This window comes from Microbacterium faecale (assembly GCF_014640975.1).
Lineage (GTDB): Bacteria > Actinomycetota > Actinomycetes > Actinomycetales > Microbacteriaceae > Microbacterium > Microbacterium faecale.
In genome coordinates this window covers 298,424-320,827 of sequence record NZ_BMHO01000001.1, presented here as the reverse complement: position 1 = coordinate 320,827, position 22,404 = coordinate 298,424, and the positions used below count along the sequence as shown (strand labels likewise).

The window sequence follows — 22,404 nt, the reverse complement described above, 5'->3', positions numbered from 1 at the left end:
CCGCCCGAGACGACATGATCTCGTTCATCATCCGACGCCTGATCGCGGGCGTTCTCACCGTCATCACGATCTGCGTGTTCGGGTTCTTCCTTCTCTATCTCGGCGCACACGACATCGCTCGGCGCCTGGTCGGAAGTACCGCCGATCCCGAGATCGTCGCCCGCAAGGAGATCGAGCTCGGCCTTGACCGACCGCTGCTCACGCGGTTCGTCGACTGGACTGGCAGCGCGCTCGTCGGCGACCTCGGACGATCGTGGTTCTCCGGCCAGGAGGTCACCGACGCGCTTGCGACGCGCCTCCCCGTGACGCTCTCGCTCACCCTCGGAGCGACGATTCTGACGGCCGTGGTCGGTGTGCTCGTAGGCGTGCTCGCGGCCAGCCAGCGCGGAACGGCCGACCGGATCATCCAGGTGATCATCGTCGTCGTCTCGGCTGTGCCGGGCTTCCTCATCGCGCTCTTCCTCGTCTTCATCTTCGGCCTCACTCTGCGCATCTTTCCGGCCACCGGCTACATCCCGTTCGGCACATCGGTCGTCGGCTGGCTCTCTACGATCGCTCTGCCGGTCATCGCCCTCGCGCTCGGCGCCATCGCGAGCGTCGCGCAGCAGGTGCGCGGTGCGATGATCGACTCGCTCCGCCTCGACTACGTCCGCACCCTCCGCTCGCGCGGCATCCCCCATGGCCGCGTCGTCTACAGGCATGTGCTCCGCAACGCCGCTGGTCCCGCCCTCAGCGTGCTCGGCCTGCAGGTGATCGTGATGTTCGGCGGCGCGGTCGTGGTCGAACAGGTCTTCTCGTTGCCGGGTCTCGGCCAAGCCGCCGTCGCGGCGACGCTACAGGGCGACGTTCCGCTCGTCATGGGCATCATTGTGTCCACCGCGCTGCTCGTGCTCGTCATCAACCTCATCGTCGACTTGCTCCAGGGCGTTCTCAACCCGAAGGTGCGTGTCTCATGACGTCCGTGAACCACGGCCGCCGCCCCGTCGCGGCGCGGCTCATCCGCAATCCGCTCGGCGCCGTTGCATCGGCCTATCTGGCGCTGCTCGCTCTCGTCGCCGTGGTCGGGCCGTTCGTCGTCCCGTTCGGCGCCGACGAGGTCGACCTCGGATCGGTGCTCGCGCCGCCCGGCGGCGACCACCTGCTCGGGGGCGACAGCGCAGGGCGCGATGTGCTCTCGCGGCTTGTCGTGGCCACGTCGGTCAGTCTCGCCGGTGCCTTCGTCGCGGTCGCAGTCGCGGCCGTCATCGGAGTGACGTCCGGCCTCATTGCGGGCTACCGGCTCGGATGGTTCGACCTGGTCTCGAACTGGTTCGCGGGAGCCGTATTGTCCCTGCCAGCGATCGTCGTGCTGCTCGCGGCACGCGCGGTGATCGGCCCCTCGATCTGGGCGATCATGGTCGTCTTCGGCGTGATCCTCGCGCCCTCATACCACCGCATCGTCTACGGCGCCGTGCAGGGAGTGCGCGCCGAGCTGTACATCGATGCCGCGCGGGTCGCCGGTCTGAGCGATCTGCGAATCCTCGGTCGGCATGTTCTCACCGTGGTGCGCGCGCCGGCGATCCTGCTCACCGCCGGGTTGTTCTCGGTCGCCATCGCGATCCAGGCCAGCCTCGACTTTCTCGGCGTCGGCGACAGTTCGCTGCCGACCTGGGGTGGGATCCTCAGCGACGGCTTCACGAACATCTCGCGCACGCCGCTGCTGATGATCTGGCCGAGCGCCGTGATCGCGCTGACCTGCCTCGCGCTCAACCTGTTCGGCACGGCACTGCGCGACGAGCTCGAGCAGACCGGTGACAGCCCGCGCCGCCGCGCCGACGCATGGCAGCCGCAGCAAGAGGCCGCATCGTCGATCGTTCACGCCGCATCAGATGCGCGCGAGAAGCTCGTCGAGATCGATGGCCTCGCTGTCGCCTACCGGCAGGGCACCGGATGGAAGACCGTCGTCCACGAGCTCTCTCTCGAGATCGGAAGGGGCGAGGTGCACGCGCTCATCGGCGAGTCCGGCTCGGGCAAGACCCAGACGGCCTGGTCCGTGCTCGGTCTGCTCCCTGAAGGCGGCGAGATCGTCGCCGGCTCGATCCGATTTGACGGACGCGACCTGAGCGGCTTGCACGAGAACGAGCGCGCACGTCTGCGCGGCCGTCGGATCGGCTATGTCCCGCAGGAGCCGATGTCGAACCTCGATCCCGCGCGCACAGTGGGCGCCCAGCTCACCGAACCGCTGCGCCTCGCGCTCGGATTGTCGAGGTCGGGGGCGCGCGGACGCGCGCTGGAACTGCTGGCGCGCGTGGGCATCGCCGATCCGCAACGCACGTTCCGTCTCTACCCGCACCAGATCTCCGGCGGCATGGCACAACGCGTGCTGATCGCCGGCGCGGTCTCGCTCGAGCCCGACCTGATCGTCGCCGACGAGCCGACCACCGCCCTCGATGTGACCGTCCAAGCCGAGATCCTCGAGCTGCTGCGTGAGCTCCGCGCGGAACGCGGTCTTTCGATGCTGCTCGTCACGCACAACTTCGGCGTCGTCGCCGACCTCGCGGACTCGGTCTCTGTGATGCGCGACGGCGCGATCGTGGAGAGCGGCGCCGTTGCCGATGTGTTCGCCGACCCGCGACACCCCTACACCCGGGGCCTCTTCGACGCGCTGCTCGATGACGCGCCGGCGCGCGGGCCCCTCGAGCCGATGGAGCTGTCATGAGCACCGCAACCACCGCCTCCCTGCTCGACGTGCGCGATCTGCGCGTCGCCTACCCGGGCCGCGGTCTGCGGCGTTCCTCGCCCGAGATCCTGCACGGGACCAGCCTCGATGTGCGCGCTGGCGAGACCGTCGGCCTGGTCGGCGAGTCCGGTTCGGGCAAGTCGACGCTCGGCCGGGCGGTGCTCGGGCTCGCGCCGGTCACCGGCGGGGAGATCGCGTTCGACGGCCGCCGCATCGACACGCTGCGTCCCCGCGAGCGCCGTCGCGCGCTCGCCGCCGACATCCAGGTCGTCTTCCAGGATCCGTACTCGTCCCTCAGCCCCGCGCTCAGCATCGGCGAGACACTGGCCGAGCCGTTGCGCGCCCGCGGCGTCTCGGCCGCCGCTGCTCGCGGCCGCATTGCCGACCTGCTCGACCTGGTCGGGTTGCCGAGCGATGCCGCTGGACGTCTGCCGCGCGAGTTCAGCGGCGGCCAGCGCCAACGCGTCGCGATCGCACGGGCGCTCGCGCTCGAGCCGAAGCTGATCGTGTGCGACGAACCGGTTTCAGCCCTCGACCTCACCACGCAGGCCCGCGTGCTCGAACTCTTCCTCGAGGTGCAGCAGCGCACCGGCGTGGCGTATCTCTTCATCTCGCACGATTTGAACGTGGTGCGCGCGTTGAGCCACCGCGTCGCTGTGATGCAGGGCGGCGAGATCGTCGAATGGGGTGACGGCGAGACCGTCACAGGAGCTCCCCAACACCCCTATACCCAGCGGCTCCTGCTGGCCTCTCCCGTCGCCGACCCCGCGCGACAGGCCGAGCGCCGCGCCGAGCTCGCTCTCCGAAAGGCCGCTGCATGACCATCGAAGCCCTCGCCATCGACCAGCAGGCACGGACCCTCGTCGAGGCGCTGCCCGTCGCCGATCGCGTCGGCCTGCTCTTCCATCCGATCGTGATGCTCCGCGCCGGACAGGACCTCGACGAGCCTTCGCCGTTGGGGCCGTCCCTGCGCGAGCTCATCATCGATCGCGGCATCCGCTTCTTCTGCCTCAGTGCGATACCGTCGCCTGCCGAGACCGCTGAGGTCACCGACCGGCTGCAGACCCTCGCGCGCGACGAGGGGAACGGCCTGCCGCTGGTCTTCTCGACCGATCCGCGCCACTCCTTCGTGCAGAACGCCGGCGCAGCGCACGCCGCCCACGGTGTCTCGCAGTGGCCCGAGCCGCTCGGTCTCGGTGCAATCGGCGACGCGGATGAGGTGCGTCGCTTCGGCCGCACCGTCCGCGACGACTATCGCACCATGGGAATTCGGATGGCGCTGCACCCGCAGGTCGATCTCACCACCGAGGCACGTTGGGCGCGTCAGGCGCAGAGCTTCGGTACCTTGCCAAGCGAGACCTCCCGCCTGCTGCGCGCATTCCTCGAGGGGCTACAGGGCGAGCATCTCAGCGAGGAGAGTGTGGCGGCGGTGGTCAAGCACTTCCCTGGCGGTGGCGCGCAACTCGATGGTGAGGACCCGCACTTCCCCTACGGACGCGAGCAGGTCTATCCGGCGGGCCGCTTCGAGGAGCATCTCGAGCCGTTTCGTGCGGCGATCGACGCGGGCGCCGCGGCAATCATGCCCTACTACGGCGTGCCCGTCGGGCTGCGCCGTGGCGGCCGCGCCATTCCCGAGGTCGGCTTCGGGTATAACCGCGACATCATCACCGGGCTGCTGCGCGAAGAGCTCGGCTACGACGGCATGGTGCTCAGCGACTTCGGCCTCGTCACCGACGCCGAGGTATTCGGCAAGCCGTTCCCGGCCCGTGCCTGGGGAGTGGAACACCTCAGCGTCGGTGAGCGATACGCGGCCCTGCTGGCAGCCGGTGTCGACCAGTTCGGCGGTGAGCACGACACCGCCGCGGTGCTCGACCTGGTCGCCTCCGGCGCCGTCTCGGAGGAGACGATCACGACCGCGGCCGCCCGGACCGCGACCGTGCTCATTCGGATGGGCTTGGCCGACACCGAGTTAGCGCGGCGGCCCGACGCGTACGTGCTGCCGCGGGTTGCGGACGTCGCGGCCGGTCGGCGGGCGCAGAGTCGGGCGGTCACCGTGTTGAAGTACGAGGCCGCGACCCTGCCGATCCGGAGGGCTCACCGCGTCTACCTCGACGGGGTGTCGCCCGACGCCCTCCCAGACGGCTGGACCGTCGCTTCGCTGGAGGAGGCGGAACTGGCGTTCATTCGCCGGACCGCTCCGTTCGAGCCGCGCGACACCTACTTCCTTGAAGCCGGTATGCAGCAGGGCTCGCTCGATTTTCCAGACGAGGACGTCACCGAGATCGCTCGCGTCGCCGCGCACGCGCCGACCGTGGTCGTCGTGACGCTGACACGGCCCGCGATCCTCACCGAGATCGAGCCGCACGCGGCCGCGCTGGTCGGTGACTTCGGCGCCAGCGATGCGGCGCTGATCGATGCGCTCACCGGCGTCGTTCCGCCCGAAGGTCGACTCCCGTTCGAGCTGCCGCGCAGTATGGCGGCCGTCGAGGCAGCCGCCCCGGACGCCGGTGCCGATACCGTCGACCCGCTCTTCCCGCTCGGCCATGGACTCGACATTATGAAGGACGCCTGAATGACAACGATCGCGCTCCGCGCAGAATACCGCAGCGATTCTCCATTCGTCGCAACCGCGCGCCCGAGGATTTCGTGGGTCGTCGAGACCGACGAGCCCGGCTGGTCGCAGCGGCGCGTCGAGGTTCGCCTTGACGACGATGAAGCAGCCGTCCTCGACACGACCGCCAACGTCTTCGTCGGCTGGCCGTTTGCCGATCTCGACGAGGCACCCCACGAGGTGCGCGTGCGCGCGCAGTCGGCCGCCGGCGACTGGACGCCGTGGTCCGCGCCGCTGCCGGTGCGCTCCGCGATCGTCGCTGATTGGAAGGCTCCGTTCATCGGCCTCGCCGCTCCGGAGCGCCCCGCTCAGCCCGTCCTGCTCAGTCGGACGATCGACATCCGACCAGGTCTCGTCGACGCCGTCGTACACGTCGCCGCCCTCGGCGCGGCGACCGTCGAGATCGACGGCAGCGAGATCGACGACAGCGTGCTCGGGCCCGGTTGGACGAGCTACGATTCGCGCGTGCTGCACGACTCGGTCGATGTCACCGCCCGGCTCGTGGAGGGCGAGCATCGGCTCTCGATCGAGGTCACCGGGGCCTGGTACACCGAAGAATATGGTTTCGGTCCGACGGGCACTCGCGTCTACGGCGACCAGCCGTCGGCGGCTCTCGAACTGCACCTGCGATACGGCGACGGCTCGCGTGAGGTGATCCGCACCGGCGCCGACTGGACGGCCGCTGGCGACGGTGAGATCGTCGAATCCGGCATCTACCAGGGCGAGCGCATCGACCTGCGCCTCGTCGGAGAGAAATCAGGCTCGCCGGCTGCGGTGGTCCTCGACGACCTGGTCCCCGTCGCGCGCATCTCGGAGCCGGTGCGGCGCACGGGCGAGCTGGCCGTGCAGGAGGTGCTGCGCTCGGCATCGGGCGGGCTGATCCTCGACTTCGGGCAGAACCTGGTCGGCCGCCTCCGTATCACCGTCGACGGGCCGGCGGGTCACGAGGTCGTCATTCGGCACGCAGAAGTGCTCGACGGCGGCGAGCTGGCGACGCGTCCGCTGCGTCGGGCTGCCGCCACCGACCGGATCATTCTGGGCGGCGGCGAGTGCACGATCGAGCCGCGCGGCACCTTCCACGGTTTCCGGTACGCCGAGATCACTGGGTGGCCCGCCGAGTTCGACCCCGAATGCGTACGCGCGGTCGTGTTGCACAGCGACATGCGCCGCACCGGCTGGTTCTCTTCGTCGCATGAAGGTCTCAACCGGCTGCATGAGAATGTGCTCTGGTCGATGCGCGGAAACTTCCTCTCCGTGCCCACAGACTGTCCGCAACGCGACGAGCGGATGGGGTGGACCGGCGACGCACAGGTGTTCGCACCGACCGCTACGACGCTCTTCGACAGCGCCGGTTTTCTCGCCAGTTGGCTTGACGATCTCGCGGCGGAGCAGTCCCAGCGAGATGGCATCGTGCCATTCGTCGTGCCCGATGTGCTTCGCTTCCCGGTCGGTCCCATGGCTGCGTGGGGCGATGCGGCGACGGTGATCCCGGACGTCCTCGCAGGGCGCCTCGGCGACACCGGCATCGTCGCGCGGCAGCTGGACAGCATGCGCTCGTGGGTCGACGCGATCGTGCCGTTCGTCGGGCCCGCCGGCGTCTGGGAGAACCACAATCAGTTCGGCGACTGGCTCGACCCGGACGCCCCGTCGGACGCGCCCGGAGCGGCCAAGACCGCCCGTGACATCGTCGCCACCGCACACCTGTTCCGCTCCGCTTCGCTGGTGGCCGGGTGGATGGCACGGCTCGAGGTCGACGGAGCCGACGGTTATCGTGCGCTCGCTGAGCGCACCCGCGAAGCGTTCTTGGCGCATTACGTCACGCCCGCCGGTCGGATGGCGTCGGATTCGCCGACGGCCTATTCGCTCGCATTGCAGTTCGGTATCGTGGCGGACCAGCCGATGCGCGAGAAGCTGGGGGAGCGGCTGGCCGATCTCACCCGCCGCAACGGCTACCGCATCGCTACCGGCTTCGTCGGGACGCCGCTGATCCTCGATGCTCTCGCCGACACCGGACATGGAGACGCTGCCATCCGGCTGCTGCTTCAGACCGACTTCCCCTCCTGGCTGTACCCCGTGACGATGGGCGCGACCACGATCTGGGAGCGATGGGACTCGCTGCAGCCTGACGGCACGATCAATTCCGGCGAGATGACGTCGTTCAACCATTACGCGTTCGGTGCCGTTGCAGACTGGCTCTACCGCAGGCTGGCGGGCATCTCGCCTGCGGCAGACGCCTACCGGGTGATTCGGTTCGCGCCGGTGGTGTGCCGCGAGCTCGACCATGTCGAGGCGACTCTGTTCTCGCCCTCCGGTCGGATCGAGGGCGGCTGGCGGCGCGAGGGCGCACAGGTCCGGCTGCGGTTGCGCGTGCCGGCGCACGCCACCGCCGACGTCGAGCTCCCTGACGGGCGGAAGTTGTCCGTCGGATCGGGCGACCACTCGTGGACGATCGTCGAGCAGAGTGAGGTCTTCGCTCCCGTCGCGTTCTGGTCGACGTTCCGCGACGTCGTCGACGATGCCGAGGCGCGAGCGGCGATCTGGGAACCGATCGAGGCCTTCAGTCCTGAGCTCGCGGCGACGCTGCGACGGCGGATCGAATGGACATTGCAGGATGCGCTTCCGGCAGGACTGTTCGACGTGCCCCCGCACGTGCAGGATCAGATCGCCGCGCGCCTCATGGCGCTGAACGAGCGTCGGGGTCTGCACTCACGATGAAACAGAAGAGGGGCCCGGACCGTGTCCGGCGCCCCTCTTCTGGGTCGCGGGGCCGGGGATCTCCCCGGCCGCATCCAGCTCAGCGTCCGGGCCGGGAGGCCACCCAGGTGATCACCGCGATGGGGGCTGCGATGATGCCGAAGATCCCGATCGCCGTGACGATCCCGATGTTCGCGCCGATGCCATTCACGACCGGGGCGACGAGGAAGTTGCCCAGGAAGAACGCCGCGGTCCACAGACCGGTGACGCGGCCGCGCTCCGCGAAGCCGGCACGGACGACGACCCAGGTGAGGAAGCCGGGCAGCAACAGGCCGGATCCGAACGACGCGATCAGCGCACCGACGACGACGCCCGGGATGCCGAGCGGGCTGAGGAGCCACAGCAGCACGAGGCCGACGGCCTGGAGCGCGAACGCGAGCGGCACGACCCGGTGATCGAGTCGGCGCTTGATCGCCGGGAACACGATGCCGCCCGTCGCCACGACGGCCGAGGCGAGAGCCGCGAGCCCACCGATCGCCGGGCTCGCCGCGTCGAGCTGGCCGACGGTGGCGACGATCTCCGGCAGGTTGACGACGAGCGCGTAGAACGTGATGCCGCCGAAGACGGTCACGATCAGTGGGCCCCAGAGGCGCCCCCACGGGATCCGGCCCCGCTCGACCGATTCGCCCGTGGCCGCCGCCCGCGGCTCCCAGAGCAGCCAGAGCGCCGGCAGCGCGATGACGAGGCTGATGAGGTAGATCCAGAACGGTGCGCGCCAGCCCTGCGTGCCGAGGATGGTGCCGACGATGATGAACACCGTCGCGCCGATCGCGCCGGCCGCGCCCTGCAGCCCGAGGTAGCGGTTGCGCTTGTGGTCCTCGTGGAAGTAGTCGACGATCAGCGCGGTCGCGACCGTGATGATCGCCGACTCGCTGACGCCGAGTGCGAGGCGCGAGAGGAGGATCATCGTGAGGCCGTCGACGAATGCGGGGATCACGCCCATGAACGCGTAGGCGACGAGCGCCACGACGATGAGGGTCTTGCGGCCGACGCGGTCGACGATCTGTCCCGCGAACGGCGCGAACACGGCCACCATGAGTGCGGGAAGGCCGACGATCATCGGCACGAGCACCCGGTAGCCGTCGACGTCGGAGAAGTGCTGCAGCATCTGCGGCAGGACCGGCGTGATGAGCGTGGCGGCCATCACGGGCATGCACGCGGCGGCCAACAGGATGATGACCTGCGCCAGCCCGGCGCGCCGCGCGGTTCCCGCGTGAACGACTGAAGACATGCGAACTCCCTTGTCCGATCGCCGCATCCACGTCGACACGGCATGACCTGACTGGAATCTAGCCCGGGCGCGGCGGATCCGATCCGCTGATCTGATGATGCGAGATATCAGCCTGGTCGATCCGCGCGCGTGGTCGGCGGCGCAATCCCTGGCTAATCGCGCCGCCGCGCGGTACCCTGGATTCGCACAGCGAACGCCTGTTCGCACAGCGAACACCGTGGAGGTTCGGATGATCGATAAGGAAGTCGCGGGCGTCGCCGACGCCGTCGCGGGGATCGAAGACGGGAACACCGTCATGATCGGCGGGTTCGGTCGTGCCGGTCAGCCGGTCGAGCTGATCGACGCGCTGATCGCACAGGGGGCGACCGACCTCACGATCGTGAACAACAACGCCGGCAACGGAGACACGGGTCTCGCCGCGCTCCTCGCGGCCGGCCGCGTTCGCAAGATCGTGTGCTCGTTCCCGCGCCAGACCGACTCGTGGGTGTTCGACGAGCTCTACCGCGACGGCAGAATCGAACTCGAGCTCGTGCCGCAGGGCAACCTCGCCGAGCGGATCCGCGCCGCGGGCGCCGGCATCGGCGCCTTCTTCACCCCGACCGGCGTCGGCACGCAGCTCGCCGAGGGCAAGGAGACGCGCGAGATCGACGGCAGGACGTACGCGCTCGAGTACCCGATCCGCGCGGACTTCGCGCTCGTGTCGGGCCTCGAGGCCGACCGCTGGGGCAACGTGATCTACCGCGAGACGGCCCGCAACTTCGGCCCGATCATGGCGTCGGCCGCGGCCACGAGTGTGGTGCAGGTCGACCGCGTCGTCGAGCTCGGATCCATCGACCCGGAGCGCGTCGTGACGCCGGGCCTCTTCGTCGATCGCGTCGTCGCGGTCGGCGAGCGGCGCTGGCTGAACGATCGCGAGTTCGTGGGCGGCGTCGATATCGAAGGCCGGTCGCTCGAGGCGAAGGAGGACGCACGATGAGTGAGCTCACCCGCATCAGTCGCAAGGATCTCGCGGCACGGATCGCCGCGGACATCCCGGAGGGCGCGTATGTGAACCTCGGGATCGGGGCGCCGACCCTCGTCGCCAACTACCTGCCGGAGGACGAGGAGATCATCCTCCACACGGAGAACGGGCTGCTCGGCATGGGCGCGGCTCCGGAGGACGGATGGATCGACCCCGACCTCATCAACGCCGGGAAGCAGCCGGTCACGGCCGTGCCCGGCGCCGCGTTCTTCCATCACGCCGATTCGTTCGGCATGATGCGCGGCGGGCACCTCGACGTGTGCGTGCTCGGCGCCTTCCAGGTCGCGCAGAACGGCGATCTTGCGAACTGGTCGACCGGTGCTCCCGGCGCGATTCCCGCCGTGGGTGGCGCGATGGACCTCGCGATCGGCGCCAAGAGCGTGTACGTCATGACCGACCTGCTGACGAAGACCGGCGAGTCGAAGCTCGTCGCGGCGTGCACCTACCCGCTCACGGGCGTCGGCTGCGTCACGCGCGTCTACACGGATCACGCGATCTTCGACGTCACGGACGAGGGCTTCCGCGTGCGTGAGGCGTTCGGATCCAACACGGTCACCGAGCTCGAAGAGCTCACCGGCCTCGATCTCGGAGGGGAATGACATGTCCGGCACCTACATCTATGACGCCGTTCGCACACCGTTCGGCCGGGCGGGTGGCGCCCTCGCGGGCGTGCGCCCGGATGACCTCGCCGCGACCGTGATGAAAGCGAGCGTGGAGCGCACGGGGATCGACCCGGCGCGCATCGCCGACGTCATCTTCGGTGACGCGAACCAGGCCGGGGAGGACAACCGCAACGTCGCGCGCTTCGGCGCGCTGCTCGCCGGATTCCCCACCTCCGTCACCGGCGTGACCGTCAACCGCCTCTGTGCCTCGTCGCTCGAGGCGGTCGTGCAGGGATCCCGCGCGATCGAGGCGGGCGACGCCGACGTGATCCTCGCCGGCGGCGTCGAGTCGATGACACGCGCGCCTTTCGTCGTCGAGAAGTCGCCGAAGCCGTTCCCGGCGGGCGGCAACCCGACGATGTGGAACACGTCGATCGGCTGGCGCATGGTCAATCGGAACCTGCCGACGCACTGGACGATCTCGAACGGCGAGGCCGCGGAGAAGACCGCCCGCTCCTGGAACATCAGCCGTGAGCAGCAGGACGAGTTCGCGGTGCGCAGCCACGAGCTCGCCGCGCGCGCGTGGGCGGAGGGCGTGTACGACCGCGAGATCGTGCAGGTCGACGGAGCCGAGCTCGCGCGCGACGAGGGGATCCGCGACGGCAGCACCGTCGAGAAGCTCGCCGGGCTTCGGGCCCTGTTCGCGAGCGACGGATCCGTGACTGCCGGCAACTCGTCGTCGATCAATGACGGCGCCTCCGCGGTGCTGCTCGGCGCGGAGGGCGTGCTTGACGTCGAGCCGCTCGCTCGCATCACGGGTCGCGGCGCGCACGGCGTGGATCCGGACGAATTCCCGATCGCGCCGATCGAGGCCGCGAACAAGGCGCTCGCACGCGCGGGCCGCACGTGGGCCGATGTCGACATCGTCGAGCTGAACGAGGCGTTTGCTTCGCAGAGCCTCGCGTGCATCGCCGGCTGGCCCGACCTGGACCCGGAGAAGGTCAACATCCACGGCGGTGCGCTCGCGATCGGCCACCCGCTCGGCGCGTCCGGCGGGCGCATCATCGGCCACGCCGCGCACGAGCTCGCGCGCCGCGGATCCGGCGTTGCCGTCGCAGCCATCTGCATCGGGGTCGGCCAGGGACTCGCGGTGGTTCTCGAACGATGACGCGGGGGGCACGGCCCCCTTATGGGTCGCCAGAGTTTGCAGGTTTGTGCGCCGCACACCTGCAAACTCTGGCGACCCATCGTCGGTGGGCGGGGTGATCCGATGACCGAGCAGGGCTCTCGCGAGTTCGTGCAGTCCCTCGCCCGCGGGCTCAGCGTGATCCGCGCGTTCGACGCGACGCACCCGGTGCTCACGCTCAGCGAGGTCGCCCAGCGTGCCGAGATGACCCGAGCGGCCGCGCGGCGCTTCCTGCACACGCTCGTCGAACTCGGCTACGTGCGCGAGAGCGGGCGAGACTTCGCCCTCACCCCGCGCGTGCTCGAGCTCGGTCACAGCTATCTCTCGGCGCTGAGCCTGCCAGACATCGTCCACCCGCATCTCGAACGGCTCTCACGGCAGGTCGACGAGAGCGTGTCCGCGGCCGTCCTCGACGGCTCCGACATCGTCTACATCTCCCGTGTGCCGACCCGGCGCATCATGAGCGTCGGCATCACGATCGGCACGCGCTTCCCCGCGCACGCGACGAGCATGGGGCGCGTCCTCCTCGCGCACGCCGAAGATCCGGGCGAGGCGCTGACGGGCTCGCTCGCACGGGTGACCCCGACGACCGTCACGGATCCGCGAGCCCTCGCACGCGAGCTCGAGCGGATCCGCGAACAGGGCTACGCCCTCGTCGACGGCGAGCTCGAAGAGGGGGTGCGGTCGGTCGCCGCGCCGATTCGGGGTCGCGGCGGTCGCGTCGTCGCCGCCGTCAACGTCTCGACGGCCGCCAGCCGCGTCGACCTCGAACGCCTGACCGGCGAACACCTGCCGGCACTGCGCGACGCGACGCACGCGATCGACGCGGAACTCGCGCTCGTCTAACGCCGCCGCGTCACGACAGGCGCGAGACCACCTGGAGGACGACGAAGACCGCGATGATGATGAAGGTCACCCAGGTGAAACCGCGGCGCTTGAGGCGCTTGCCGGGATCCGCCACGCCGGACGGCGGACGCAGCATCTCCGGGTTCTGTACGGCGGGGATGTCCGAGGAGCCAGCGGCGAGCGGAGCGGCGTTCGCCACGCGCAGGCGTTCGTCGCGCCAGCGCCCCCAGCGCTCGATCTTCTGAAGCATCGCCCCGACCACGGAGAACAGCCACGCCCACCGATCAGCGTTGAGCGTCGAGACGTCGTCGCCCGTGTAGAAGAACAGCCAGTCGTCGACGATCTCGACGTCGAGCTGAGCGGCGTTGCGGATGAAGCGCTGCATGATGTCGGGCGTGAACAGGTACAGGGCGTCGGCCTCGTAGCCGACAGGTGCGTACAGGCTGAAGTGCTCGTCGAAGTTGCCCTCGAGGCTCAGGCGCTGGTCCTTCTTCAGCCCGATCGGCAGGTTCGACCCGAAGAAGCTGTTGTTCCCCTCGGCGTCGAGGACGATGTGCGGCAACGGCGAATCGAGCTGGACGGCGATGTACCCCCACGTGTGGGTCGTGGAGTTCTTCCCGGAGCCGGTCGTATAGCGGTAGTTGCCGAACTCGACGAAACGGGGCGTGTCGCCGCGGACGAGGAGCTGCGAGTTGCGCTGTCGGCCGATGTCGAAGAGCATGCCGGGCAGCTTCGGGTTGTTGAACCCGGGGTGGAACTGCATGCCGTTGGCACGCGCGAAACGATCGAGTCGAAACTGCCGCTTGTCGCTGTCGCCCACCACGAGCGTGCCGATGCCGAGGGCCGCCAACACGAGACCGACGACGGTGAATATGCCGCCCGTGATGAGGCTGGCATCGGCCGCCAGCATCACGATGCCCGCGACGAGCATCGCGACCCCGATGAGGCTGAGCACGATCAGCGCGAAAATGCTGCTGGAGGATTTCCCCTGATGCGAGTGCGGGAACCGCTGGGCGACGGAGGCCTTGAAAGCGCGAAGCTCGTTCCGATCGATCGGCTCGCTGAGGGCGCTCGCGTCGAAGTTGTGCATGCCTCCACGGTACGTAACCCACGCGGTCGATCGCGCCACTGCCGAACGCGGGTCGCGCGTGATGCCGCCGCGCTCGTCACAAGACCGGCGGTTCTGTAACCTGCCGTTCACCGACTCTTCTGTTCTGATACCACCAGTCTCGTAATTCGACGTCACCTTGAGCGCCTTTCATGAGGAGGTCCCCACCCGGAGAACACCTCTGAAAGGCCCTCCATGCGACTTCGTGCTCCTCTCGCCCTCGGCGCTCTCGCCGCGGCGTCCGCGATCCTCCTCGCTGGCTGCTCCGGCACGTCCGCGGATCCTGCTGCAGCCGAAGACGACGTCATCCGCTTCGCCACCCTTCCGCTCGTCGATGACCCGTCGGTCGAAACACCGATCGATGAGATCGCCGCGCTCCTCGAAGAGGAGACCGGGATGAGAGTCGAGATGACCGACGTCCCCAACTATTCAGCGGTGATCGAGGCCGTGCGCGCAGGTCATGAGGACATCGGCATCATGAGCGCTTTCCCCTCCGCGCTCGCCGTGAACACCGGCGAGGTCGACGCGCTCGTCGCGTGGCCCGGCGTCGACGAACCCGTATCGACCTGCCTCGTGCTCGACGATGCGGACATCCAGTCGTTCGACGACATCACCGCCGACACGACGATCGCGTTCGCCGACCCCAACTCGTCGAGCGGCTTCTATATGCCGACCTACATGCTGAACGAACACGGCCTTCGCGAAGACGAAGGGGACTTCACGGTGCTCTTCGCTGGCGGACACGACCGCAGCTTCATCGCGCTGAAGGAGGGCCAGGCCGATATCGCCTGCACGTCGACGATCTTCCCGGCGATGGCTGGCCAGGGGGATCCGATGTTCCCGTTCGACGAGGGAGAGACGCGTTCGATCGGTGAGAGCATCTCGATGCCCGTCTCGATGGGAGTGCTCGGCAGTCAGCACATGAGCGCCGAGAAGCGCGCGGCGCTCGTCGACGCCATCCCGCGCGTCTTCAGCGACGAGAACCGAGACGTTCTGGGGATGTACATGGACGGCATGCCGGAGGGCATCGAGCCGATCGCGGAGCCCGGCACCGATGTGTTCCAGCCGATCGTCGACATCGCCGCCGCAGCGGGCGTCGACATCGGGGACCTCGAATGAACGCCGTGAGTGACACCGTCACCATGCGTCCGGCGGCGGCCACGGGCACCGCGCTCGTCCACCTCCGCGATCTGCGAGTGCGGTACGCGCCTGACGAGCCGTTCGTACTGGACGGCGTCGATCTCGATCTGCACGACGGCGAGATGGTCGCGCTCCTCGGCGCGAGCGGATCCGGAAAGTCCACGCTGATGAAGTCGCTGACGGGCTTCGCTCCCGTCACGTCCGGGACCGTGCGTATGGGCGAGATCGACGTGGCGAATCTGCGTCGCGGGCAGTTGCGCGACCTGCGTTCGCAGACCGGGCAGGTGTTCCAGCAGTTCAACCTGATCGGACGGCTCAGCGTGCTCACGAACGTGTTGACCGGATCGCTGCACCGTGCGGGAGCGGTCAACGTGCTCGGCACGTTTCGGAGCGCAGACCGCAAGAAGGCGCTCGACCTCCTGGACCGCGTCGGCATCGCGCACAAGGCGAACGCCGAAGCGCGGACGCTGTCGGGCGGTCAGCAGCAGCGCGTCGCGATCGCACGCGCGCTCATGCAGAATCCGCGCGTGATCCTCGCGGACGAGCCGGTGGCGTCGCTGGACCCGAAGATGAGCCGCACGGTGCTGGAACTTCTGCAGTCCATCGCGCGCGACGAGGGGATCCCCGTGCTCGTCAGCCTGCACGTGCTGCCGCTCGCGCTCGCGCATTCCGATCGCATTGTGGGGCTGCGTCACGGTGAGATGGTCATCTCCGGTCGAACGGCCGACCTCGATGCCGAGCAGCTCGCGCCCGTGTACGAGCTCGACGACGAGGGCGAGGACGACTAGATCATGCTGACCGTTGAGGAGAAGCGGCGCCGCAAACCTGCCCCGCAACTCGACCCGCGTGCCCGCGAGCGCATGGAGAGAGCGTTCCGCATCCCGCGTGCCCGTTTCATCGTCGGAGCGGTGCTCGCCGTCGCGATCTTTCTGTGGTCGGCGAATGGTGCGCAGTTCGACTTCCTGAAGCTCGGGGACGGCGCGGTGAACATGGGCGAGTTCATCCTGCGCATGTTCCCGCCGGACTTCTCGAAGATCGGTCTGATCCTCGCGCTGCTGACCGAGACGCTGCAGATGGCGATCGTGGGCACGGCGATCGGCGCCGTGCTGTCGCTGATCATGGCCTTCGGTGCGGCGAGCAACATCGCTCCGACATGGGTGTATTACGCGTGCCGATGGACGATGAACATCATCCGCGCCCTCCCGGATCTCGTGATCGCCTTGATGTTCGTCTCCGCCGTCGGCCTCGGCCCGTTCGCGGGCATTCTCGCGATGACGATCGGATCCATCGGCTCGATCGGCAAAGTCTTCGCGGAAGCGATGGAGGCCGTCGACCGCGGCCCCATCACCGCGATGGAGTCGGTCGGCGCGTCGCGACGCCAGATCATCCAGTACGCGATCGTGCCGCAGGCGCTGCCCCTGCTGACGAGCTACACGCTGCTGCTGTTCGAGGGCAACGTGCGCGGGGCCACGATCCTCGGGCTCGTCGGCGCCGGCGGCATCGGCCTCGAACTCACCACCGCCATGAACCGCTACGAATACGGCCACCTGTTCGCCATGGTCATCTGCATCATCGTGCTCGTCACCATCATCGACCAGGCGAGCGCCATCATCAGAAAGAAGATCACATGAGCATCGACACCATCGAACTTCCGCTCACCGCCCCCGTCAACCTGCGCGACCTCGGCGGGATCCGGGTCGCGGGCGGATCCGTGCGCCGCGGGTTCGCGATCCGCGCGGACGACCTGTCGACCTCCGACGCCGACTCGGCCGCCGACCTCGTCGAGCGCGGTCTCACCTCGATCATCGACCTGCGCTCGCACGCAGAGGCGACGTTCACCGGGCGCGGCCCGTTCGGCTCGATGCCCGTCACATACCACCACGTGCCGTTCCTCACGTCGCTGGAAGACGCCACCGAGGACGCGATGAACCAGGCGTCGTTCGAGCGCCTCTACGTGCGCATGTTCGACAGCGCCGCACCGCGCATCGTGCAGGCGCTCGCCGTGATCGCGACGTCGCCGGGCGCCACCGCCTTCCACTGCGCAGCCGGCCAGGACCGCACCGGCGTGCTCGCCGCGGCCCTGCTGCTCGTGCTCGGCGCCTCGCACGACGACATCGTCGAGGACTACACGCACACGGGTCAGAACTCGCCCGCGATCGTCGAGCGCATCGCACCCGTGATGGGGCCGCTCATGGCTGAGCGGGGGATCGACCTCGAGGCGGCGGCGAAGGCCGCCTCGCGCCCCGAGTTCTCGCCGGCGCCGATGGAGGGGCTGCTCGCCCATCTCTCGCGCGAGGACGCGGATCCGCTTCGCCGTCTCCGCGAGGCCGGACTCACGGACGGCCTCATCGAGACGCTCCGGTCCCTGGCGGTCGTGTGAGTTCAGGGGTCAGGGACGCCGGGGCCGCCGTGCGCGGCCCCGGCCGCCCGCGCGCCGAGGGGCATGACGAGAAGATCCTCGCCGCTGTCGACAAGCTGATCGACGCGGACCGCCCCGTGACGGTAGGCGCCGTCGTCGAGGAGAGCGGCGTGTCCCGCGCCGCGCTGTACCGGCGTTGGCCGAGCCTGCCGGATCTCGTCGCCGCCGCCCTCGACCGGGGGCGCTTGGCGCTCGAGGTCGACACCTCCGGCGACATCAAGGAGGCGATCGTCGCCCTGTACTTCGGCGATCCGCGGGCGGCGCGCGGGTCGACCTACAGCGACCGGCGGTTCCGCGCGCGGTTGGCCCTCGTGATGCAGAATCCAGACCTGCAGCACGCGTACTGGTCGTCGCACGTGCGCCGGCGCCGGGTCTCGGTGCACGCCGCGCTCACCGAGGCGATTCGCCGGGGAGACCTGCGCGACGACGTCGACGTCGACGCCGCTATCGACCTCATCAACGGCGTCTTCTACTATCAGTCGGTCGTGCGCGGTGCGACGCTGCGCGACGATGCGGCGCTCGAGCGCTGCCGCCGCGCGTTCGAGATCGCCTGGCGGGGCATGAGCGCGCGCTGACGCGGTCGCGCCTTCGCCGAGCGTCTGGAAATTCGGCGAGCATCTGACGGATTCGCCGGATCCGGCCGAATCTGGCGAGGTTCCCAGATGCTCGGCGGACGAGATGGCGAGAACGGCGCCGATAACCTGGGGGCATGAGGCGGCAGCGGATCACGTGGGGGCGTGCACTCGGTTTTAGCGCACTCGCGGTCGGAGCACCGTGGGCGATCTGCGCCGCGATCGCCGTCCTCCTGACGGTGCTTCCCGGGGACGTCGATGGGTTCCCCGCATTCGTGCTCCTGATCTCGCCGGCGGCCGCCGCGGTCGGAATCCTCGTCGGCGGACTCCTCGCGTTCGCGTGGCCGCCGCGGACGCGCACTGGTGCCGCAGCGCAGACGCTGGCCGCCTGCGTCCTCGCGATCGGAGCGGTCGCTCTCGTCATCGGGGTCATCGTGGCCCCCGGGTCCAGATCTCTGGGCGCTCTCCTCCTCTCTGTGTATGCCTTCGCATACGCGTCGGGTATCTTCCTCGTCGGCGGTGGCGGGATCTGGGCCGTCGCGGGAGGTATCGTCGCCGCGCGGGTGCTCCCCGGACGGCATGCACGTCCACCGGGCTGGGTTCCGTACGTATGGATCCTGTTCGGCGCGCTTGGGGCGATCGGATCCGTGATTTACGCCGTTGCGGCACCCGCCCCGGATGTGTCACCGGCGGGCCCACAGGACCTCCCGATGAGCTCACGTGGTCCATGGCGGTGGTTCCCGCTCGGCTGGGTGTGGTCGCAGGGAGTCCACTACGAGAATCCCGGATGGATCCCGACCCTGGCGCTCGCGAGCGCGCTCGGCATTGTCGCGATCGGAATCGCGATGCGCTTCGGCCGCTCCAGGTCCGTGGGCCATCGCGAGACAATCGAACTCCCGAGCGAGAATCGCCTGGTGCCGTGAGGAGTCGCCGCGCTCGCCGCTGCCGTGCAGCGGTTGCGATTCGGTGATCTCGTGTCGCAATACACGGAGGCGGACAGCGAATGGGGCGACTCGGAGGAATCACTTCTCTGGAGCAACACCGATGCCGACGGTCTGTAGGCGTGGAGACGTCCTGCTGACGATCCTGGATCCATCGGCCCGGAGCGAACAAGGCAAAGCTCGACCCTGTGTCGCTGCGTCGCTGTGTCGAACGATGCCCGGCATGCGTCGATCGCTCAGACCGGGCACGGTGTGATCACCGTCGTACCCCTCACCAGCAACGCTGACCACGTCCTCGCGTGTCAAACGCTCGTCCATCCGGCTCCGTCCAACGGCCTCGCACGCCCGAGCAAGGCACAGGCGGAGCAGATTCGCTCGAGCTCACCCCAGCGGGTTCTGCGAAAACTCGGATCTGTCAGCCGGGAGACGATGGCCGCCATCGATGAGGCGCTGCGCGTTCACCTCATGTCGTGAGGGGGATGTCCTCGCCCGGGCGGATCGCATGCGCCTCGATGGCGGGATCCGTGCAGATCGCCCGAACGAGGTCGGGCGTGCCGGCGACGATGGTGGAGGCGAGGTCGATCTCGGTCACCAGCACCCATTCCCGGCCCTCGGGCCAGATCAGGCTGGGCGAGCGGGTGTGCCCGTCTTCGCTCCACGGCACCGTCTGCGGCCACGACGGATCCGCCCACGCGCGCGGTGCCGCGCGGAACAGCACGTGCTCGCGATCGGGGAGCTCGAGGTGCGGACCGCGCGAGGCCTCGTCGCTGAGGATCCCCGGCTGCCAGGTCTTCTTGCGGAACACGTTGTTGAACGCATCGCGGTAGCTTTCGCGTAGCAGGTTCGCGTGGTGGGAGTCGTCCGTGTATGCGGCGCTGAGCCCCACGCGGGATCCGCGCGTTCCCATGAACCCGACGAGGCCGCCCCATCCGGCCCACACCGCCGCGTGTCCGTCGTCGGGCGTCGCGGTGTGCTCGGCGAGGTGCGCGCCGACGCTGGTGAGGACGTCGGGCTCGAGCGTGCCCTCCTCCGGAGCGTCGTAGCGCCAGCCGTCGGCGTCCACCGGTGTCTCGCTCGGCGGATCCGTCAGGGCGATCCGGTGCCACGCTGCTCGCGCGTGCATCTCGGTGCCGAATGCGGTGGCCGCGTCGCGCCAGCCGATGCGTTCGGCGTCGATCTCGCGCCCGTGCAGCTGCTCCCACACCTCGGTGTCTCCGTCGGCGGGCCAGTCGGTCCCGACCGGCCGCTCGCGATAGGCGGGGTGGAAGATACGTGCGTAGGCGGGAAAGCCGCGCGGCACGAAGTGGTGCAGCGTCCACGCAGTCTCAAGCCTCTCGCGGATCCAGTCCCCGGCCGCGACGTCGCTCGTCCACTCCATGTGCCCAGCGTACGCCGAGCCGTTCAGAAGGAGACGTGTCGTTCCGGCGGATCGAGAGCGCGATCGGATCCGTCGTTACGGCGACTCTTCTCCTGAAGCGCCTGCCTCGCGGAGGTAGTCGCGCAGGATGCGAGCGTGATTCACGTCAGGATCCTTCGCCCCGTAGATGAGGGTGACCGTCTTGTGGCCCCGCACCCGCGACCGCAGATCCTCGACGGCGGGGTTGTTGTCCAACTCCGCCCGGTACCGCTTCGTGAACTCATCGATGCGGTCTGGATCGTGGTTCCACCAGGTGCGCAGGTCCGGCGACGGAGCGATGTCCTTCAGGTGCTCGTCGAGCGCCGCGCGTTCCTTCGACACGCCGCGCGGCCACATCCGATCCACCAGCACACGATAGCCGTCGGCCGTGTTCGCGTCGTCGTATGCCCGCTTGATCCGCAGCTCGCCCATGGCCTTCTTCCTCGGGTGGTGCCTTTCGGAGATGAAGCGGGCCCGGATCCCTCAGGGAACCGGGCCCGCCGCGCATCCGTTCTACTCCGTTGGATCCGCTGCCTTCTTCACCTTCAACTTCTCGAGCGACTCGGCCGCGGCCTGCCGGCCGCCGAGGCCGTAGGCAAGCGCCGCGGCGAGCGCACCGCCGACGACGACCGCGCCGAACGCGAGGGTGATGATCTCGTCGGCGATGCCCATGTAGCTCAGGCCCATCGCCGTGAACAGGGCGATCGTCGCCCACTTGATGACGGTCGCGGGCGTGCCCTTGCCCATGAACTTCACGATGAGGTTCGCGATGAGGAAGCCCGCGGCGATGATGACGCCGCCGAACAGGACGCGGCCGCCGAGCTCAAGGACCTCGTTGAGGATCTGGGTGACCTCGGGGAAGCCGAGCGCGCGCGTGGCCATGATCGCGAAGAACACCATGATCGCGACCTGCACGATGCGCGTGATGATCTTCGTCGCGCTGGCGCCGGCCGGCAGGATCTCGAGCTTCGCGACTGAGCGGTCCACGCCGAGGCCGCCGAGCGTCGTTTCGAGCAGTCCGCCGAGGAACGACGAGATGAGGTAGCCGAGGCCGAGGATGAGCGCGGCCGCGATGATCGCCGGCAACGCCGTGAGGAACATCTGCAGCATCTGCTCGGCGGGATCGGAGATCGCCGAGATGCCGAGGATCTGCAGCGCCGCGATCGCGACGACGATCAGGATGATCGCGAACACGAGGTTGCCGACGACGTTCGGGATGTTCGACAGGCCGGTCTTCGGCGGGGCCGGGTCACCGACCGGGACCTGAGTCGGATCGGCGGGGGCGCCGGACGCCTCGTTCACGACGGTGTTCGCGCCCGCCGAGGCCTTGCGCGTCAGCTTCGTGAAGTTCACCGCGCCGAGCGCGGTTTCGACGAGCTGGCGCACGATCTTCGCCACGACGAAGCCGATGACGAAGACGAACGTCGCACCGATGAGGTTGGGCAGGAAGCCGAGGACCCCCTGGAGCAACGACTGGATGGGCTCGAGGACCTGCGTGAGCGAGAAGAGCTGGAGGACTGCCATCAGGCCGAACAGCCAGACGAGCAGGGAGGCGACGGATCCGATCGAGTCGCCGACGGCCTTGCCGTCGTTGCCTTCGCGCTGCAGGAACGTCACCCGCGAGACGAGCTTGCCGATGGCCCACCGTACGACGGCGGCAAGAATCCATGTCGCCGCGATGATGACGATCGCGAGGACAACCTTGCCGAGGATGCCCACCCAGTCGATGTCAGAGAAACTCATGATCGAACCCTCTCTCGGTCACGACGCCGTGGTCGATCCACGGCCCTTAACGGGCCCCACCATTCCGCTGCATATCGGTCGTGTCAATGGCATCGTGGTGAATCCGCGCCCGCGC

At 68.8% G+C, this 22,404-nt stretch carries 21 protein-coding genes; 16 read left to right on the top strand and 5 right to left on the bottom strand.

Annotated features, from left to right (window positions below):
- Window positions 1–14 precede the first annotated feature (14 nt).
- From IEW87_RS01420 to IEW87_RS01400, 5 genes are read left to right on the top strand one after another with little or no spacing between them, the layout of a single operon-like run.
- Window positions 15–956, top strand: coding sequence for an ABC transporter permease (locus IEW87_RS01420; protein WP_188710540.1), 942 nt, complete (start codon window positions 15–17; stop codon window positions 954–956).
- A complete protein-coding gene (locus IEW87_RS01415; protein WP_188710539.1) occupies window positions 953–2,698 on the top strand; it encodes a dipeptide/oligopeptide/nickel ABC transporter permease/ATP-binding protein in 1,746 nt (581 codons plus the stop codon). Before IEW87_RS01420 ends, IEW87_RS01415 begins: the two co-directional genes overlap by 4 nt.
- Window positions 2,695–3,540: an ATP-binding cassette domain-containing protein gene (locus tag IEW87_RS01410; protein ID WP_188710538.1), complete on the top strand. Its 846-nt coding sequence runs from the start codon at window positions 2,695–2,697 to the stop codon at window positions 3,538–3,540. Before IEW87_RS01415 ends, IEW87_RS01410 begins: the two co-directional genes overlap by 4 nt.
- The gene (locus tag IEW87_RS01405) at window positions 3,537–5,291 is read left to right on the top strand and encodes a glycoside hydrolase family 3 N-terminal domain-containing protein (protein WP_188710537.1); all 1,755 of its coding nucleotides are present in this window, start codon (window positions 3,537–3,539) and stop codon (window positions 5,289–5,291) included. The genes IEW87_RS01410 and IEW87_RS01405 overlap by 4 nt, the downstream gene beginning before the upstream one ends.
- The gene (locus IEW87_RS01400; protein WP_188710536.1) at window positions 5,292–8,045 is read left to right on the top strand and encodes an alpha-L-rhamnosidase; all 2,754 of its coding nucleotides are present in this window, start codon (window positions 5,292–5,294) and stop codon (window positions 8,043–8,045) included.
- Window positions 8,046–8,124: 79 nt separating this feature from the next.
- Here the strand turns inward: IEW87_RS01400 and IEW87_RS01395 are convergent, their stop codons facing one another.
- Entirely contained in the window at window positions 8,125–9,315 is a 1,191-nt protein-coding gene (locus IEW87_RS01395; protein ID WP_188710535.1) for an MFS transporter, read from the bottom strand.
- A gap of 229 nt (window positions 9,316–9,544) precedes the next feature.
- Between IEW87_RS01395 and IEW87_RS01390 the strand changes: the two genes are divergently transcribed.
- From IEW87_RS01390 to IEW87_RS01375, 4 genes are all read left to right on the top strand, one after another.
- A complete protein-coding gene (locus IEW87_RS01390) occupies window positions 9,545–10,291 on the top strand; it encodes a 3-oxoacid CoA-transferase subunit A (protein WP_188710534.1) in 747 nt (248 codons plus the stop codon).
- A complete protein-coding gene (locus IEW87_RS01385) occupies window positions 10,288–10,935 on the top strand; it encodes a 3-oxoacid CoA-transferase subunit B (RefSeq protein WP_188710533.1) in 648 nt (215 codons plus the stop codon). The genes IEW87_RS01390 and IEW87_RS01385 overlap by 4 nt, the downstream gene beginning before the upstream one ends.
- A 1-nt stretch (window position 10,936) precedes the next feature.
- Window positions 10,937–12,106, top strand: coding sequence for a thiolase family protein (locus IEW87_RS01380; protein WP_188710532.1), 1,170 nt, complete (start codon window positions 10,937–10,939; stop codon window positions 12,104–12,106).
- Between the two features lie 102 nt (window positions 12,107–12,208).
- Entirely contained in the window at window positions 12,209–12,970 is a 762-nt protein-coding gene (locus IEW87_RS01375; protein ID WP_188710531.1) for an IclR family transcriptional regulator domain-containing protein, read from the top strand.
- A 10-nt stretch (window positions 12,971–12,980) separates the two neighbouring features.
- Here the strand turns inward: IEW87_RS01375 and IEW87_RS01370 are convergent, their stop codons facing one another.
- Entirely contained in the window at window positions 12,981–14,060 is a 1,080-nt protein-coding gene (locus tag IEW87_RS01370; protein WP_188710530.1) for a phage holin family protein, read from the bottom strand.
- A 213-nt stretch (window positions 14,061–14,273) separates the two neighbouring features.
- On the opposite strand from IEW87_RS01370, the gene phnD reads away from it, so the two are divergent.
- The 7 genes from phnD to IEW87_RS15205 all read left to right on the top strand — a co-directional run bounded on the left by phnD (window position 14,274) and on the right by IEW87_RS15205 (window position 19,624).
- On the top strand, window positions 14,274–15,197 hold the full coding sequence (gene phnD / locus IEW87_RS01365; RefSeq protein ID WP_188710529.1) for a phosphate/phosphite/phosphonate ABC transporter substrate-binding protein: 924 nt from the start codon (window positions 14,274–14,276) through the stop codon (window positions 15,195–15,197).
- A gap of 5 nt (window positions 15,198–15,202) precedes the next feature.
- Entirely contained in the window at window positions 15,203–16,006 is an 804-nt protein-coding gene (gene phnC / locus IEW87_RS01360) for a phosphonate ABC transporter ATP-binding protein (protein ID WP_229730821.1), read from the top strand.
- Between the two features lie 3 nt (window positions 16,007–16,009).
- On the top strand, window positions 16,010–16,849 hold the full coding sequence (phnE, locus tag IEW87_RS01355; RefSeq protein ID WP_188710527.1) for a phosphonate ABC transporter, permease protein PhnE: 840 nt from the start codon (window positions 16,010–16,012) through the stop codon (window positions 16,847–16,849).
- Window positions 16,846–17,598, top strand: a complete 753-nt coding sequence (locus IEW87_RS01350) for a tyrosine-protein phosphatase (RefSeq protein ID WP_188710526.1) — start codon at window positions 16,846–16,848, stop codon at window positions 17,596–17,598. Before phnE ends, IEW87_RS01350 begins: the two co-directional genes overlap by 4 nt.
- A complete protein-coding gene (locus IEW87_RS01345) occupies window positions 17,595–18,212 on the top strand; it encodes a TetR/AcrR family transcriptional regulator (protein ID WP_188710525.1) in 618 nt (205 codons plus the stop codon). Before IEW87_RS01350 ends, IEW87_RS01345 begins: the two co-directional genes overlap by 4 nt.
- Before the next feature lie 134 nt (window positions 18,213–18,346).
- Window positions 18,347–19,132 (top strand): hypothetical protein, encoded by a 786-nt coding sequence (locus tag IEW87_RS01340; protein ID WP_188710524.1) that lies wholly within the window; start codon window positions 18,347–18,349, stop codon window positions 19,130–19,132.
- 171 nt (window positions 19,133–19,303) lie between these two features.
- Window positions 19,304–19,624, top strand: coding sequence for a type II toxin-antitoxin system PemK/MazF family toxin (locus IEW87_RS15205; protein WP_444543207.1), 321 nt, complete (start codon window positions 19,304–19,306; stop codon window positions 19,622–19,624).
- Here IEW87_RS15205 and IEW87_RS01330 read toward each other — a convergent pair.
- From IEW87_RS01330 to IEW87_RS01320, 3 genes are all read right to left on the bottom strand, one after another.
- Window positions 19,614–20,528, bottom strand: coding sequence for a hypothetical protein (locus IEW87_RS01330; protein ID WP_188710523.1), 915 nt, complete (start codon window positions 20,526–20,528; stop codon window positions 19,614–19,616). The two genes, IEW87_RS15205 and IEW87_RS01330, sit on opposite strands and share 11 nt — an antisense overlap.
- A gap of 75 nt (window positions 20,529–20,603) precedes the next feature.
- Complete coding sequence (locus tag IEW87_RS01325) at window positions 20,604–20,978, bottom strand: DUF488 domain-containing protein (RefSeq protein ID WP_188710522.1); 375 nt, start codon at window positions 20,976–20,978, stop codon at window positions 20,604–20,606.
- A gap of 81 nt (window positions 20,979–21,059) precedes the next feature.
- A complete protein-coding gene (locus tag IEW87_RS01320; RefSeq protein WP_188710521.1) occupies window positions 21,060–22,289 on the bottom strand; it encodes a mechanosensitive ion channel in 1,230 nt (409 codons plus the stop codon).
- Window positions 22,290–22,404: the final 115 nt, after the last annotated feature.